At 71.8% G+C, this 15,870-nt stretch carries 13 protein-coding genes; 8 read left to right on the forward strand and 5 right to left on the reverse strand.

The annotated features are described in order from the left end of the window. Positions 1–9: 9 nt before the first annotated feature. A complete protein-coding gene (locus OCJ37_RS20730; RefSeq protein WP_263111556.1) occupies positions 10–1,998 on the reverse strand; it encodes a sialate O-acetylesterase in 1,989 nt (662 codons plus the stop codon). After that, positions 1,995–4,145 carry an alpha-glucuronidase family glycosyl hydrolase gene (locus OCJ37_RS20735; protein ID WP_263113757.1) on the reverse strand — a complete coding sequence of 717 codons (2,151 nt, stop codon included), beginning with the start codon at positions 4,143–4,145 and terminating at the stop codon, positions 1,995–1,997. The genes OCJ37_RS20730 and OCJ37_RS20735 overlap by 4 nt, the downstream gene beginning before the upstream one ends. Before the next feature lie 185 nt (positions 4,146–4,330). On the opposite strand from OCJ37_RS20735, the gene OCJ37_RS20740 reads away from it, so the two are divergent. After that, the gene (locus tag OCJ37_RS20740; protein WP_263111557.1) at positions 4,331–5,455 is read left to right on the forward strand and encodes a LacI family DNA-binding transcriptional regulator; all 1,125 of its coding nucleotides are present in this window, start codon (positions 4,331–4,333) and stop codon (positions 5,453–5,455) included. 26 nt (positions 5,456–5,481) lie between these two features. Here the strand turns inward: OCJ37_RS20740 and xylA are convergent, their stop codons facing one another. Next, positions 5,482–6,822 carry a xylose isomerase gene (gene xylA, locus OCJ37_RS20745; RefSeq protein WP_263109531.1) on the reverse strand — a complete coding sequence of 447 codons (1,341 nt, stop codon included), beginning with the start codon at positions 6,820–6,822 and terminating at the stop codon, positions 5,482–5,484. Between the two features lie 521 nt (positions 6,823–7,343). On the opposite strand from xylA, the gene ttcA reads away from it, so the two are divergent. The 3 genes from ttcA to OCJ37_RS20760 all read left to right on the forward strand — a co-directional run bounded on the left by ttcA (position 7,344) and on the right by OCJ37_RS20760 (position 10,810). Continuing rightward, entirely contained in the window at positions 7,344–8,219 is an 876-nt protein-coding gene (gene ttcA, locus OCJ37_RS20750; protein ID WP_263111558.1) for a tRNA 2-thiocytidine(32) synthetase TtcA, read from the forward strand. A 117-nt stretch (positions 8,220–8,336) separates the two neighbouring features. Further along, positions 8,337–9,245 carry a recombination-associated protein RdgC gene (locus tag OCJ37_RS20755; RefSeq protein ID WP_263111559.1) on the forward strand — a complete coding sequence of 303 codons (909 nt, stop codon included), beginning with the start codon at positions 8,337–8,339 and terminating at the stop codon, positions 9,243–9,245. Between the two features lie 785 nt (positions 9,246–10,030). After that, positions 10,031–10,810, forward strand: coding sequence for a YgjP family zinc-dependent metalloprotease (locus tag OCJ37_RS20760; RefSeq protein ID WP_263111560.1), 780 nt, complete (start codon positions 10,031–10,033; stop codon positions 10,808–10,810). Positions 10,811–11,333: 523 nt separating this feature from the next. Here OCJ37_RS20760 and OCJ37_RS20765 read toward each other — a convergent pair. Both OCJ37_RS20765 and hemH read right to left on the reverse strand, forming a co-directional pair. Next, entirely contained in the window at positions 11,334–12,176 is an 843-nt protein-coding gene (locus tag OCJ37_RS20765) for an alpha/beta fold hydrolase (RefSeq protein WP_263111561.1), read from the reverse strand. Continuing rightward, positions 12,173–13,132, reverse strand: coding sequence for a ferrochelatase (gene hemH / locus OCJ37_RS20770; protein WP_263111562.1), 960 nt, complete (start codon positions 13,130–13,132; stop codon positions 12,173–12,175). Before hemH ends, OCJ37_RS20765 begins: the two co-directional genes overlap by 4 nt. Before the next feature lie 166 nt (positions 13,133–13,298). Here hemH and OCJ37_RS20775 point away from each other — a divergent pair, with 166 nt between their 5' ends. The 4 genes from OCJ37_RS20775 to tatC all read left to right on the forward strand — a co-directional run bounded on the left by OCJ37_RS20775 (position 13,299) and on the right by tatC (position 15,806). Then, positions 13,299–14,201 (forward strand): lipid-binding SYLF domain-containing protein, encoded by a 903-nt coding sequence (locus OCJ37_RS20775; RefSeq protein ID WP_263111563.1) that lies wholly within the window; start codon positions 13,299–13,301, stop codon positions 14,199–14,201. Positions 14,202–14,277: 76 nt separating this feature from the next. Beyond that, a complete protein-coding gene (tatA, locus tag OCJ37_RS20780) occupies positions 14,278–14,505 on the forward strand; it encodes a Sec-independent protein translocase subunit TatA (protein WP_179570189.1) in 228 nt (75 codons plus the stop codon). A 15-nt stretch (positions 14,506–14,520) separates the two neighbouring features. Continuing rightward, positions 14,521–15,069: a Sec-independent protein translocase protein TatB gene (gene tatB, locus OCJ37_RS20785; RefSeq protein ID WP_263111564.1), complete on the forward strand. Its 549-nt coding sequence runs from the start codon at positions 14,521–14,523 to the stop codon at positions 15,067–15,069. Further along, a complete protein-coding gene (gene tatC / locus OCJ37_RS20790; protein WP_263111565.1) occupies positions 15,066–15,806 on the forward strand; it encodes a twin-arginine translocase subunit TatC in 741 nt (246 codons plus the stop codon). Before tatB ends, tatC begins: the two co-directional genes overlap by 4 nt. Positions 15,807–15,870 lie beyond the last annotated feature (64 nt).

Below are 15,870 nucleotides of genomic sequence, written 5' to 3' on the forward strand. Positions count from 1 at the left end.
GCGGATCGCTCACGGGGAAGAGGCCGCCGCCGCATGGGCCGCGGTCGGGAGGGAGAGTTCGAACGGACCGGCCGGCAGCCCGGCGCGGTCGAACAGGGTGCACACCGGGCTGTCGGCCCAGCAATAGCGCACGCGGGTGGGCGCAACACCTGCAGGAATCGGCAGGCGCACGCTGCGGTCCTGCAGCTCGGCCTGCGCATAGCGGCAACTGCCGGGCGCCGCGCCGCACAGTTCGAAGCCGATCGGTGCGGCGGCGCTGTAGGCCTGCAATGCGCCATCGACGTCGTCGAAATCGACCACCAGCGCCGAACCATCGCGGCGCAGCGCGCGCGGCACCGGCCCGGACGGCGCCAGCGCCTGGCCGTAGACCACGTGCCGCGCCGCGCGCGCCAGGCGCCGGCCGAGTTCCTGCTTGTTGGCCGGATGGATGTCGTAGCGGTCGCCGATGTCGATCGTCACCGCCAGGCCGGCATGCGGGTCGGCGGCGACGAAGCGCCGTTGCGCCTCGCGCAGCTGCGCCCAGCCGCTGTCGCCGGGTTGGGTGGGCGGTGCGCCGAAGTTGGCCAGTTGCACCAGCAGCAGCGGCAGATCCGCGCCGAAGCGCTGCCGCCAGTCGCGCTGCCAGGCGTCGAGCAGCGCCGGATAGCCCGCCGCGTCGCCGGTGTTGGATTCGCCCTGGTACCACAGCACGCCGCGCAGGCCGACCCGGCCGAGCGGGGCGATCATGCCGTTGTACAGCGTGGTCAGGCCCGCCGCGGAGGACCACGGCGCGCGCGGCGGCGTGCCCAGTTGCGGCGGCACGATGCGGTACCGCCACCCGGCCAGCGCCACGCGGGAGCCGTCGCCCAGCTGCAACGCCTGCGCCTGCGCGCCGCCGAGCAGCCCGCCGCGGCGGTAGCTGTTGTACACGTTGACCACCACGGTGTTCTCGCCCGCGTGCAACACGCCGCGCGGCAGCGGGTAACTGCGCGCCTGGTCGGCGCCGTAGCTGCTGCCCACCGCCTGGCCGTTGACCCAGGTCTGGTCGAGCTCGTCCACCGGCCCCAGCGCCAGCGTCGCCGGCTGCCGGGCCTGCTCGGCGCTCAGCGTGACCGTGCCGCGGTACCAGACCATGCCGTTGAAACCGACCAGCTGCGGCACGCCCCAGTCGTCCCAGGCATCCAATGCCGGCGCCTCGCGCCAGTCGCCGCCGGCGTCGTCCGGCTGCCATGGCGCGCCGTCGCCGCGCGCGCGCCACCACGCTTCCCACAGCCGGCCCCAGCGCGGCGCCGCCTGCTGCGGGTCGGTGGCGTAGCGCGCCAGCACGTCCAGCGCCGCGGCGTTGCCGTCCACCTTGCGCAGCGCCGCGTCGCCGATCCACGCCTGCATCTGCGAACCGCCCCAGGAGGCGTTGATCAAGCCCATCGGCACGTCCACGCTCTTGCGCAGTTCGCGGGCGAAGTAATAGCAGGCCGCGGAGAACGCCCCCACCGTCTCCGGCGTGGTCGGCTGCCACGCGGCGGGGCCGCCGAACTGCGCCTGCGGGCTCGGGCTGGACTGCGCCGGCACCTTGAACATGCGGATCGCCGGCTGCCGCGCGTCGGCGATCTCGCTGCGCGTGTCCAGCGAACGTTGCACCGACAGTTCCATGTTCGACTGGCCCGAGCACAGCCACACGTCGCCGAGCAGCACGTCGTCCACGCGCTGCGTGCGGCCGTGCGCGGTGCTGGCCTGCAGGGTGTACGGCCCGCCGGCCGGCAGCGCCGCCAGCTGCGCCTGCCAGCGGCCCTGGCGGTCGGCGCGCGCCTGCACGCGCTGCTGCGCCAGCTGCACGGTCACCGTCTCGCCGGCCGCGGCCTGGCCCCAGACCCGGATCGGCGCATCGCGCTGCAGCACCGCATGGTCCTGGAACAGCGCATGCAGCAACGGCGCCTCGCCGGCATGGGCGAACGCGGGTGCGCACAGCGCCGCCAGCAGCAGGCGGCGCGCGCGCGCGACAACGGAACGGAGCGGCGTCATTTCGGATTCCCCGGTGCGTACGGAAAACGCAATGCCTGGTAGTACGACAACGGCTGCGCCGGCGCCGCGATACCCGGCGGCAACGCGCGCCCGGACACCTGCTGCCAGTAGGCGATGCTGGCATCGCGCCACCACTGCGCCTCGCGCTGCTGGATCGCCAGGAAATCGGCGACCTGCCGATGGCGCTGCGCATCCACGTACGGCGCCAGCCCGGACCAGGTCGCACGCATCCGCGCCACCTCGGCCACGCCGTGGTCGTAGCGGCCGAGCAGTTCCTCCCACAGCGGCCGGCCCGAGGCCATGCGGTGGTCCCACGGCACGTGGTGGAACCACAGCAGATACTGCTCCGGCACCGTGCGCACGTCGCCGAAGCGGCGCGCCAGCGGCGGCGCGTACTGCGCCACCGCGTTGCTGCCGCTGGCGCTGCGGTCGAAGCCGATGCCGTTGCGGTCGGCGCGGTGGTAGTACACCGGGTCCCAGTCCGGCCGCGCGCTGCCCGCATCCCACGGCGCCGGGCCATAGTGGTGGCCGCGGCCCATCAGGTGATGCAGGCCGAGCGGGGTCATGTAGTCGACCACCGCCTGGTGCGAGGCCATCATCATGCCGACCACCGGCGCGACCAGCGCCGGGTCGTTGCCGAAGCTCATCCTTACCCACTCCTCGGCGATCGCCCGCGCATCGCCCTGCGGATCCCAGGCCAGCCGCCCGAACGCGTACCAGTTGGCCTGGTCGAAGATCGAACCGCACCAGTTGCGGTCCGCGCCGATGTTGGCCACCCCGGCGATGCCGCTGAGCGCGTGCCCGTCCACCGCGCCTTCCACCACCCGCGCCACCGTCGCGCGCCTGCCGCGCCGCGTGTCCGCCTGCAGGGTTTCCTGGTACAGCGTGCCCAGGTAGGCCAGGTGGGTGGCGAAGCCCAGGTACTCCTTGGTGATCTGGAACTCCAGCATCAGCGGCGTCTTCGGCATCGCCCCGAACAACGGGTGGAACGGCTCGCGCGGCTGGAAGTCGATGGCGCCGTTCTTGACTTGCACCACCACGTTGGCGCGGAACTTCCCGTCCAGCGGCACGAACTCGCTGTAGGCCTGCTTGGCGCGGTCGTCCGGCTGCTCGTGCGAATAGACGAACGCGCGCCACATCACCACGCCGCCATGCGGCGCCAGCGCGTCGGCGAGCATGTTGGCGCCGTCGGCGTGGCTGCGGCCGTAGTCCTGCGGGCCGGGCTGGCCTTCGGAATTGGCCTTGACCAGGAAGCCGCCGAAATCGGGAATGCGCGCGTAGATCTCGTCGGCCTTGGTGCGCCACCACTGCCGCACCGCCGGGTCCAGCGGATCGGCGGTGGCCAGCCCGCCGATCTCGATCGGGGCGCTGAAGCGCGCGCTCAGGTACACGCGGATGCCGTACGGACGCAGCGCCGCGGCCAGCGCCGCGGCCTTGTCCAGGTATGCCGGGGTCAGGCTCCAGGCATTGGCGTTGACGTTGTTGAGCACCGCGCCATTGATGCCGATCGAGGCGTTGGCGCGCGCGTAGTCGGTGTAGCGCGGGTCCACATAACCGGGCAGCTTCTGCCAGTCCCACAGCGAGGCGCCGGCGTAGCCGCGTTCCACTACCCCGTCCAGGTTGTCCCAGTGGTCGAGCACGCGCAGCTTCACCCGCGGCGCATCGCGCAACGCCAGCGCCGCCGGCGCGTGCCCGGTCTGCAGCAGGCGCAGGAAGCGGAACGCCGCGTACAGCGCGCCGCGCTCGCCGCCGCCGACGATCGCGGTCACCGGGCGCCCATCGACCACCGTACTGCGGATCAGGTAGCCCTCCTCGCCCAGGCCGCGCGTGTCCAGCCGCAGCCGCGCGACCGCCGGGGACGCCGGCGTGCCGAGCACGATCGCGCCGGCGCGCTCGGCGCGTGCGGCCAGCGCCGGTTCGGCGCCGAGCAGGCCGGCCAGGCCGCGCCGCAGCTCGTCGCGCGCGGCGCGCTGCATCGGCGTGTCGGCGTCGGCCACCAGCTGCGTGGCCGCCGCACGCCATGGCGCGGCCTGCGCTTCGGCCAGCGGCTGGTAGCGCAACCATAGCTCGTAGCCGTCCTCGGCCTGCGCCGCGGCGATCGGCAACAGGAACACCAGCCACAGGCAGGCGCCGCGCAGCCAGCGCATGGCGCGACGGCGCTGCGGCGCGCGCGGCCGGGCAATGCCGTTGCCGCTCATGCGCGCCCCCTGCGCCGCGGCGCCCGCGTGCGATGTGAGTCGCCGCTCACCCGGCTTCCCGGTACCATGCAGGCCACACTCGTGTCGGGATCCACACCGTGCCGCGGCGCCGCCGCACACGGGGCTTGGGCAGGATGGTCCCGGTCGCGATCCACGCCCGCACGCCAGCGAAGAGGCCCAGCTTGGAGAAGGTCAGGAAATCGGTTCGCCGCAAGAGCCTCGCCGTGACCATCGACGAGGTCGCCGCGCTGGCCAAGGTTTCGCCGATGACCGTGTCGCGGGTGATCAACGGCCAGGGCAACGTGCGCGACACCACCCGCGAACAGGTCATGCGCGCGGTCGACACGCTCGGCTACACGCCGAACCTGGCGGCCAGCGCCCTCGCCGCCGCGCAGAGCACGCGGGTCGCCCTGATCTACAGCGACCCCAGCGGCGCCTACCTGGGCGAACTGCTGGTCAGCGTGCTGCGCGCGGCCTCGCGCACCTCGCTGCAGGTGGTGGTGGACTACTGGGACGACCTCGGCGCCGACGCCGAACGCAAGGCCGCGCGCAAGCTGGCCAAGAGCGGCGTGGCCGGGGTGATCCTGCCGCCGCCGCTGTGCGAGTCGGATGCGGCCATCCGCGAGCTGGTGCGCGCCAAGGTGCCGGTGGTGGCGATCGCCTCCGACCGCTTCAGCGCGCAGGTGGCCTGCGTGCGCATCGACGAATTCAACGCCAGCAAGGACATCACCGCTTACCTGATCGCGCAGGGCCACACCCGCATCGGCTACATCGCCGGCCGCTCCAACCTGTCGGCCAGCGCGCGCCGCTTCGAAGGGTTCCAGGCGGCCCTGGCCGAAGCCGGCCTGCGCCTGGACCGGCACCTGCTGCAGCCGGGCGACTACACCTACCGCTCCGGCCTGGACGCCGCCGAAAAGCTGCTGTCGCGCCGCCACCGCCCCAGCGCCATCATCGCCAGCAACGACGACATGGCCGCCGCGGCGATCTCGGTGGCGCACCGGCGCGGCCTGGACGTGCCGCGCGACCTGTCGGTGGTCGGCTTCGACGACACCTCCGCGGCGACCACGGTGTGGCCGGAACTGACCACCATCCGCCAGCCGATCGCGGCGATGGCCGATGCGGCGATCGACGTCCTGCTGCGCAGCATCCGCAGCAAGGAACGCACGGCCCGGGCGAAGATCGATCATGTGCTGGCTCATCAGCTGGTCAAGCGCGATTCGGTCGCCGCGCCGTCCGCCGCGCGCGCCGGGCGGCGCTGACACGGCGGCGGCGGGCATGGTCCGCATCAGCGGATCAGGTACTGGTTGATCAGGTTCTCGTAGGCTTCCTGGCGGCCGCTGGCCTGCTTCGGTTCGCCGGCCTTGGCCGCGTGCGCCGCCAGGTCCGCCAGCGAGCTGCCGCCGGAGGCGAACGCCGCGCCGGCGCCGCTGTCGAAGCTGGCGTAGCGCTCGGCGCGCCACTGCTCCAGCGGCGAGGACGTCAGCAGCGCATGGGCCACCTCCAGGCCGCGCGCGAACGCGTCCATGCCGCCGATGTGGGCCAGGAACAGGTCCTGCGGATCGGACGACTCGCGCCGCACCTTGGCGTCGAAGTTCAGACCGCCCGGCGCCAGCCCGCCCTGCCGCAGCACCACCAGCATCGCCCCCACCGTGTCGTACAGGTCGGTCGGGAACTGGTCGGTGTCCCAGCCGTTCTGCGGATTGCCGCGGTTGGCGTCGATGCTGCCCAGCAGGCCCGCATCGGACGCCACCTGCAGGTCGTGCTCGAAGCTGTGGCCCGACAGCGTGGCGTGGTTGGCCTCGATGTTGAGCTTGAAGTCCTTGTCCAGCCCATGCTCGCGCAGGAAGCCGATCACCGTGGCGCTGTCGAAGTCGTACTGGTGCTTCATCGGCTCCATCGGCTTGGGCTCGATCAGGAAATTGCCCTTGAAGCCGATGCTGCGGCCGTAGTCGCGCGCCAGGGTCAGAAACCGCGCCATGTGCTCCTGCTCGCGCTTCATCTGCGTATTGTGCAGGCTGGCATAGCCTTCGCGGCCACCCCAGAACACGTAGTTCTCCCCGCCCAGCTCCACCGTGGCATCCAGCGCGGCCTTGACCTGCACCGCCGCGCGCGCGACCACGTTGAAGTCCGGGTTGGTGGACGCGCCGTTCATGTAGCGCGGGTGCGAGAACAGGTTGGCGGTGCCCCACAGCAGCTTGATGCCGGTGTCGGCCTGGCGCTGCTTGGCGATGCCGACCATGTGCCTGAGGTTCTTCTCGTACTGGCCCACGTCCTCGGCGTCCGGCGCCAGGTCCACGTCGTGGAAGCAGTAGTACGGCACGCCGAGCTTGGTGAAGAACTCGAACGCCGCATCGGCCTTGGCCTCGGCCCGGCCCAGCGCATCGCTGCCGGCGTCCCACGGATAGGCGCGCGTGCCCGGCCCGAACGGATCGGCGCCGTTGCCGCAGAAACTGTGCCAGTACGCCACCGCGAAGCGCAGGTGCTCGGCCATGGTCTTGTCGCCGATCTTCCTGTCGGCCTCGTAGACCTTGAACGCCAGCGGATTGTCCGAGGCCTTGCCTTCGAACGCGATGCGGCCGATGCCCGGGAAGTATTCCTTGGCGCCGATGTAGACGGAATTGCTCATGGGAGGTGGAGTCCTGTCGAGTGGGAGGAACGAAGCGCGCGTTGCCGCCGGCGGGCCGGCATGGCGATGGCGGCGGGTGCAGTCGCCGCTGCGAACGCGTGTGGAGGGGCGGCGAGCATGCGCAGCGCGCAATCGCCTTGGACGGCGGCATGCGGACGTGCGATGCGGAGCGCGCAGGTGCATTGCCCGCGGCGGCATGGCGCGGGATCGGCGCAAGCGGCGCCCGACGGCAGCGGCCGGCGTCCGCGGCCGCCGGCGAACCGTGACGCATGCAGCGTTATGGTAGCGCTACCAGAAACCGCGCTAAAAAAAGCCTCACTGCGGAGGGAAGCCGTCGGGGCCATCAGATGCGGTTCGCACGCCGGGGGACAGGCGGACTTTACCCAGCCCATCGGCGAAACGCTTGCTGCGCTGCGCCATCGGCGCGCAACGTACGCGCCAGCACGGTGCGCAGCGCGCGTCCCCTCGCCTCCTGCGCCGCTCGCCCTGGTTGCGCACGGCGCCGACTACAATGCGCGCCGATGCCGCCCGCTTCCCTTCCCCCGCTCCAGTTCCTCGCCGATCCCGCACCGCACGCGCGGCGCGCGCCCTCGGCGCTGGGCAAGCGCCTGTGCCGGCAGGTCGGCCAGGCGATCGCCGACTTCGGCATGATCGAAGCCGGCGACAAGGTGATGGTGTGCCTGTCCGGCGGCAAGGACAGCTACACGCTGCTGGACATCCTGCTGCAGTTGCAGCGCAAGGCGCCGGTGCCGTTCGACCTGGTGGCGGTGAACCTGGACCAGAAGCAGCCCGGCTTCCCCGCGCACGTGCTGCCCGACTACCTGCGCACGCTGGGCGTGGCCTGGCACGTGATCGAGCAGGACACCTATTCGGTGGTCAGCCGCGTGGTGCCCGAGGGCAAGACCCTGTGTTCGCTGTGCTCGCGGCTGCGCCGCGGCGCGCTGTACCGCTACGCCGCCGAGAACGGCATCAGCAAGATCGCGCTGGGCCACCACCGCGACGACCTCGTCGCCACGTTCTTCATGAACCTGTTCTTCCACGCCAAGCTGGCGGCGATGGCGCCCAAGCTGCGCAGCGACGACGGCCGCCACGTGGTGATCCGGCCGCTGGCCTACGTGCGCGAGGCCGACATCGCCGAGTATGCGCAGGCGCGCGGCTTCCCGCTGATCCCGTGCACCCTGTGCGGCAGCCAGGAGAATCTGCAGCGGCGCCAGGTCGGGCTGATGCTGCAGCAGTGGGACCGCGACCACCCCGGCCGCATCGAGCAGATCGCGCGCGCCATGGGCAACGTGCAGCCGGCGCAGCTGGCCGACCCGGCGCTGTTCGATTTCCGCACGCTGGGCGCGGCCGATGCCGTGGCCGCCGCCGGCTGGCCGCTGGACGACGCCGACCGCTGACGCAGCGGCCGCTGAACCGCGCGTTGCGGTATCGGGGCAGGAGCGATGCGACAATGCCCGCCGCCCTACCCGGCGCCTGGCGCCGGGCCGTTCCGTTTTCCTTCTGCTGGATGCTCGATGTTCTTTCGCAACCTGACCCTGTTCCGCTTCCCCACCACCCTGGACTTCGCCGAAATCGACAAGCTCCTGCCGGAGGTCCAGCTCAAGCCGGTCGGCCCGCTGGAAATGAGTTCGCGCGGCTTCATCTCCCCGTTCGGCCGCGACGAGCGCGAGGTGCTGTCGCACCGCATCGCCGATTTCCTGTGGCTGACCGTCGGCGGCGAGGACAAGATCCTGCCCGGCTCGGTGGTCAACGACCTGCTCGAGCGCAAGGTCGCCGAGATCGAGGAGAAGGAAGGGCGCCGGCCCGGCGGCAAGGCGCGCAAGCGGCTCAAGGACGACCTGATCCACGAATTGCTGCCGCGCGCCTTCGTCAAGACCTCGCGCACCGACGCGATGCTCGACCTGCAGCACGGCTACGTCGCGGTGGACACCTCCAGCCGCAAGAGCGGCGAGAACGTGATGTCCGAGATCCGCGGCGCGCTGGGCAGCTTCCCGGCGCTGCCGCTGAACGCGGAAGTGGCGCCGCGCTCGATCCTGACCGGCTGGATCGCCGGCGAACCCCTGCCCGAGGGCCTGAGCCTGGGCGAGGAATGCGAGATGAAGGATCCGATCGAAGGCGGCGCAGTGGTCAAGTGCCAGCACCAGGAACTGCGCTGCGACGAGATCGACAAACACCTGGAAGCCGGCAAGCAGGTCACCAAGCTGGCGCTGATCCTGGACGACCACGTTTCCTTCGTGCTCGGCGACGACCTGGTGATCCGCAAGCTGAAGTTCCTCGACGGCGCCCTGGACCAGCTGGAGAACGCCGACCAGGACGGCGTGCGCGCCGAACTGGACGCGCGCTTCGCGCTGATGAGCGCCGAAGTGCGGCGCCTGTTCCTGTTGCTGGAAGCGGCGTTGAAGCTGAGCAAGGCGGACAGCTGAGGCCGGGCCGCGGCCCGGCTGGTCGCGCCGGCGGCCACCGCTCCGGGCCTGCCGGCGCGAGGCTGCACGGCGGCGTGTCGCGGACCGCATACCCGCCACGGCCTGGCTGCCCTCCTGCATCGGGCTATCGGCCTGGGCGGGCGCCGGATCCGGCCGACTTCCTGGCCCCGTTCGTCGCGACTGAGGCCGCTCCCACAAAGAACCTCGGCGCGTCGGCTGGGTGCACTGTGGGAGGGGCTTCAGCCCCGACTGCTTCCGCAGCCGGCCAATTCCCGGCTTCGTTCGTCGCGGCTGAAGCCGCTCCTACAGGAGGAGATTGGCGCACTGGCTGGGTCAACGTTGTAGGAGGGGCTTCAGCCCCGACAGGCTACCGAAGCCGGCCGACTTCCCGGCCCCGTTCGTCGCGACTGAAGTCGCTCCCACAAAGAGCCTCGGCGCGTCGGCTGGGTGTACTGTGGGAGGGGCTTCAGCCCCGACTGCTTCCGCAGCCGGCCAATTCCCGGCTTCGTTCGTCGCGGCTGAAGCCGCTTCTACAGGAGGCGATTGGCGCACTGGCTGGGTGAACTTTGTGGGAGGGCTTCAGCCCCGGCAAGCTACCGAAGCCGGCCGACTTCCCGGCTTCGTTCGTCGCGGCTGAAGCCGCTCCTGCAAAGGCAGCGGCATGCGCTGCCCGCGTCCGCTGCCGAGCGGCCCGGAGGCGCTGCACCGGACATCCAGCTGAAGCATGCAGCGCGATCGGTGCGCGCTGTCACCGTGCGTGCGCGCATGAGCGGTATGCTGTGCGCATGCCCGATTTCCTCCGTCGCCTGATCGCGCCGCGCGCCGCGGCTGTCGAACGCGACCTCGTCCGCCTGCGGTTGGACGAGCGCGAGATCGAGGTGCTGCGCGTGCGCGACCCGCGCGCGCGGCGGATCAAGCTCAGCGTCGACGAACGCGGCGCGCGCCTGACCCTGCCGCTGCGCGCCAGCCTGGTGTCCGGCGAGCGCTTCCTGCTCGAGCACCGGCACTGGCTCGGCGAGCAGCTGGCGCGCTACCAGGACGAGGACAACGAACCGGGCCTGGAGCGCGGCGTGCCCGGCTGGCTGCCGCTGCGCGGCGAGCGCCTGCCGCTGCGCTGGAGCGAGGGCCGCTTCGCGCGCCTGCAGGTCGATGCCGACGGGGCGGAGCTGCAGTTGCCGGCGCGCGCCGGCGATGCGGCGATCGCGCGCGCGCTGCGCGAGTTCTACGAAGCGCAGGCGCGGGCCGACGTCGGCCGCTGGCTGCCCAGGTACCTGCCGTCGCTGCCGCGCGCGCCGGCGCGGGTGCGGCTGAAGGTGATGTCCTCGCAATGGGGCTCGCTGGCGCCGGACGGCTCGATGGCGCTGGACCTGGCGCTGGTGCTGGGACGGCCGTCGGCATTCGAGTACGTGCTGGTCCACGAGCTGTGCCACCTGCTCCAGGCCAACCACTCGCCGGCGTTCTGGCGCGAAGTGGAAGCGCGGTTCCCGGCCTGGCGCGCCGAGCGCGACTATTTCCACGCGCACGGGCGGCGGCTGAAGGCGCAATTGCGGCGGTTGCTGGGCTAGCCGGGTGGGCGACTGCGGTCGCGACAGGCGTCTCGGTAATGCCCTCGCGACCGATGGCCCGGAGCGACACGGCCGCTCCACATGCCGTCATCGTCCCAAGGCCCGACAGCAGCGTGCGCGAATGCGGGCGATGCTGGCCTGCGGATGCAGCCGTTCGCCGGCCGTGCCTTCGGCCGGCAGCGCGATGCCGCCTTTTGCCGATCGGCAAGCCTGTTCGGAATGGGGGATTTCGTCTTGGGGCGACGCTACGGCGTCGACGATGGAACGACAGTAGGGTCCGGCGGTTTCGCCTCAGCGCTGCGGAAGAAGAACTCCATGCGCAGCGCCCGGCAGGCCCCCCTCTCCCCGCCCACCTCACACCTGGCGCGCCTCCGGCGCCAGCGAACGATACGGTCCGAGCAGCACTACGCCGGCATGGCAGGACGCCGGGATCGGGCCGCGTACGCAAGACGTATCGCGTCTATGCCTGTTTTGTCGGCAGGCGTGGCGGGAACTTAAGCGAAATCTTTTCTACACACAAGCATCACATGAACCCGTGTAGGGCCGCGGCCACCGCCGCCGGCTGTTCCATGTGCAGGTGGTGGGTACCCGGCAGCACGTGCACGCGGCCCTGGCGCAGCCGCGCCGCGCGCTGGCGCCGCAGCGGCTCGGGGAAATACGCCTGCGCCGGGTCGGCGTAGATCACCCGGGTCGGGCACTCGATGCCGGCCAACAGCGCCTGGACCTGGGCCTCGCTCAGCCGCACCGCGGTGGGCAGGGTCAGGCGCCGGTCGCTGCGCCACACGTAGCCGCCCTCCACCGGCCGCACCCCGCGCTCCACCAGCAGGCGCGCCGCCGGCTCGCTGAGCTGGTTGGCCTGCATCCGCGCGCGCACCGGCGCGGCCAGGTCGGGGAACACGCGCAGCGGCGCGGCGCTCGCGCGGCGGGTCGCGGCGACGCTGTCGCGCAGCCGCTCCACCGTGCCCTCGACGGTCTCGGCCAGGCCGCCGAGCATTTCGATCGCGACCAGCTTCTCGACCCGCTGCGGTACCGCCGCGGCCAGGGTGCTGGCGATCGCCGCGCCCATCGAATGGCCGATCACCGCGAAACGCTCCCAGCCCAGCGCGTCGGCCGCGTCCAGCAGCGGATGCAGCGCGCCGGTCAACAGATAGTCGGCGCCGGCCGGCAGCGGATCGCTGTGGCCGTGGCCGGGCAGGTCCAGCATCACCAGGTCCAGCTGCGGCAGGTGCGCGCTCAGCGGCACGAAGCTGGCGGCGTTGTCCAGCCAGCCGTGCAGCGCCAGCACCTTCGGGCCGTGCGGATCGCCGCTGCGCAGCCCGGCCAGCGTGCCCACCCGCGACGGGCAGGCGAATGCGCGCAGGCTCATGCGGCGCGCGCGGCCAGCTGGGCCAGCGCGCGCGCGTGCGCCGGGGCGTCGTTGAGGCAGGGGATGTAGCGCACCTGCATGCCGCGCGCGGCGCAGGTCTCGACGAAGCCCATCGCCACTTCTTCCAGCGTTTCCAGGCAATCGGTGGCGAAGCCGGGGCAGATCACGTCGACCCGCTTGGTGCCGCGCGCGGCCAGTTCCCACAGCCGCGGCTCGGCGTAGGGCTGCAGCCAGCGCTCGGCGCCGAAACGCGACTGGTAGCCGAGCTGCCACTCGCCGGCGTCCAGCCCCAATGCCGCGGCGATCGCCTGCGCGCTGGCCTCGCAGCGCTGCGGGTACGGGTCGCCGTTGTCGGCCACGCGCTGCGGCAGGCCATGGAAGGAGAAGAACAGGATCTCGCCGCGGCCGTGCTGCGCCCAGTGCGCGCGCACGCTGTCGGCCACCGCCGCGACCCAGGCCGGGTCGGTCGGATAGTCCTGGATCAGGGTCACCGGCAGCTGCGGGTTGCGCGCCTGCCAGGCCTGCACCACGTCCTCGATCGAGGCGGTGGTGGTGGTCGAATACTGCGGGTACAGCGGCAGCACCACGATCCGGCGCACGCCGCCGTCGCGCAGCGCGTCCAGCGCCGGCGCCAGCGCCGGCTGACCGTAGCGCATCGCCCAGGCCACGCGCTGGGCGGGCAGTTCGCGCTGCATGCCCTCGGCCAGGCGCCGGGTGTACACCGCCAGCGGCGAGCCTTCCGGCAGCCACACCAGGGCGTACTTCTCCGCCGAGCGCGGCGAGCGCCGCGGCAGGATCACCCAGTTCAGCAACGGCCACCAGAACAGCCTGGGGATGGCGACCACGCGCTTGTCGCCGAGGAACTCGGCCAGGTAGCGGGCGACCGCAGGCGCGGTCGGCGCCTCGGGCGTGCCTAGATTCACCACCAGCACGGCGGTCTCGGGTGCGTCGGACATGCGCGCATTGTGGCAGAGGCGCCCGCCGCGCGCGTCGCGATCGTGTCTATCGCAACGATCGGCGTGCCCGCACGTGGGCCGCCACCGCTCATTGCCGATTCATTGCGCTGTGACTAAGTTCAAGGACTTGCAGTATCTTGCTGTGGACCTCTCTGGGAACCCCGCCATGCCCCGCCTGCCGCGCATCGCCCTGTTGTTGAGCACCACGCTGTTCGTCGGCCATGCCGTGGCCGGCCCGGAGGAGGACGAGCGCGCCCGCAACGCGCTGCGCGTGCTGACCGACATCCAGGAGATCCCGGAGCAGTCCATCCCCGACAAGCTGCTCGACGAGGGCCGCGCGATCGTGGTGATCCCGGACACGCTCAAGGCCGGCCTGGTCATCGGCGGACGCCGCGGCCACGGCCTGATGTCGGTCAAGCGGCCCGACGGCACCTGGTCCAACCCGGTATTCGTCAAGCTCACCGGCGGCAGCATCGGCTTCCAGGTCGGCGTGCAGTCCTCCGACGTGGTGCTGGTGTTCCGCAACGACCGCAGCCTGGACAACATCGTCAACGGCAAGTTCACCCTCGGCGCCGATGCCGGCGTGGCCGCCGGCCCGGTCGGGCGCAACGCCGCCGCGGCCACCGACGGCCAGCTCAAGGCCGAGATCTGGTCGTGGTCGCGCGCGCGCGGCCTGTTCGCCGGCGTGGCGCTGGACGGCGCGGCGCTGCAGATCGACGATGCCGCCGACCTCAACGTGTACGGCAGCAACACCACCCCGCGGATGATCTTCGAAGGCCGCACCACCAGCCTGCCGTCCAACGACGTGGTCGCCTTCCGCGACAAGCTCGAGGAAGCCACCTACGCGGCGCGGCAGAACCGCGGCACCGACGGCGGCGGCGCGCGCACCGCCAGCGCCCCTCCGCCGCCGCAGCCTTCGGCGCAGGCCGCACCGCCGGCGACCGCCGAACCCGCCAACGGCGCCAGCACCGCACCGCTGCAGGCGGCGCCGCAGACCCCGCCGCAGCAGGGCTTCCAGCCGGTATCCGAAGGCGAGATCCGCACCGAGTCGCTGGACGGCAATCGCTGACGGCGCGCGGCACCGAACGCACCGCGGCGCGGTGCGTTATCCTCCTCGTTCCTTACGACTTCTCTGCGAGCGGATCATGGGCGGTTTTAGCATCTGGCACTGGCTTGTGGTGCTGGTGATCGTGCTGCTGGTGTTCGGCACCAAGCGGCTGACCAGCGGCGCCAAGGATCTGGGCAGTGCGGTCAAGGAATTCAAGAAAGGCATGCGCGACGAGGACAAGCCCGCCGGCCAGCTCGGCGACGAGTCGCGCAGCAGCGAACAGTCCCGCGAGACCCAGGCCGAACGCGACCGCGACGCGCGCTGAACAGGAAGCCGCGGCGTGTTCGATATCGGATTCAGCGAACTGCTGCTGATCGCCGTGGTGGCGCTGGTGGTGCTCGGCCCGGAACGCCTGCCCAAGGCGGCGCGCTTCGCCGGGCTGTGGGTGCGCCGCGCGCGCGCGCAGTGGGACTCGGTGAAGCAGGAACTGGAGCGCGAACTGGAGGCGGAGGAACTCAAGCGCAGCCTGCAGGACGTGCAGGCCTCGCTGCGCCAGGCCGAATCGCAGCTGCGCGACAGCGGCCAGCAGCTGCAGCGCGAGACCGAGGCATTGCGCCGCGAGATCGACCCGACCGGGCCGGAACCGCCGGCCGAGGCCGCGCCCGCGGCCGCCGGCCCGGATGCACCGGCGCTGCCGGCGGAGCAGCCGGCGCCGACCGGCCAGCCTGCGCTCGCCGAGCCGTCGCCCTTGCCGACGGCCGCGCCGCCCGCCGCGGCGCATCCGCCTGTACCTGCCGCCACGCCGCGGCCCACCCTGCACGACGCGGCCCCGACACCACCGGCGCCTGGCGCCACCGCGCCCAGCGGCGATCCTGAGGCGCCGCGATGAATCCGGAAGCCGAAAGCAGCCTGATCGAACACCTGGTGGAACTGCGCGCGCGGCTGATGCGCGCGCTGATCGGCCTGGGCGTGGTGGTCGTGGCGTTGCTGCCGTTCTCCAAGCGCATCTACACCTGGCTGGCCGCGCCGATGCTCTCGCAGCTGCCGATCGGCCAGAGCGTGATCGCCACCCATCCGGCCGGCGCGGTGCTGGCGCCGATCAAGCTGACCTTCTTCCTGGGCGTGTTCATCGCCGTGCCGTGGCTGCTGTACCAGGCCTGGGCGTTCGTCGCGCCGGGACTGTACCAGCGCGAGAAGCGCCTGGCGCTGCCGCTGCTGGCCTCGGCGGTGGCGCTGTTCTACGTGGGCTGCGCCTTCGCGTATTTCCTGGTGCTGCCGTCGGTGTTCCATTTCCTGACCACCTTCAAGCCGGACATCATCCAGCTCACCCCCGACGCGGGCTCCTACCTGGACTTCGTGCTGGCGATCTTCTTCGCCTTCGGCGCCAGCTTCGAACTGCCGGTGGCGCTGGTGATCCTGGCCCTGCTCGGCTGGGTGACCCCGCAACAGCTGCGCGAAGGCCGCGGCTACGCGGTGGTGGGCATCTTCGTGCTGGCCGCGGTGCTGACCCCGCCGGACGTGGTCTCGCAGCTGATGCTGGCGATCCCGATGTGCCTGCTGTACGAGCTGGGCATCCTTGCTGCCAGTGCGGTGGTGAAGAGGCCGGGATTGGAGATTCGGGATTAGGGATTCAACCGCGGGCCGGCGGTGCCCTCGGCATGGGGAACGGCGCTAGCCGCGATCGAGGCGT

The sequence above is a fragment of the Xanthomonas sp. AM6 genome (assembly GCF_025665335.1).
Lineage (GTDB): Bacteria > Pseudomonadota > Gammaproteobacteria > Xanthomonadales > Xanthomonadaceae > Xanthomonas_A.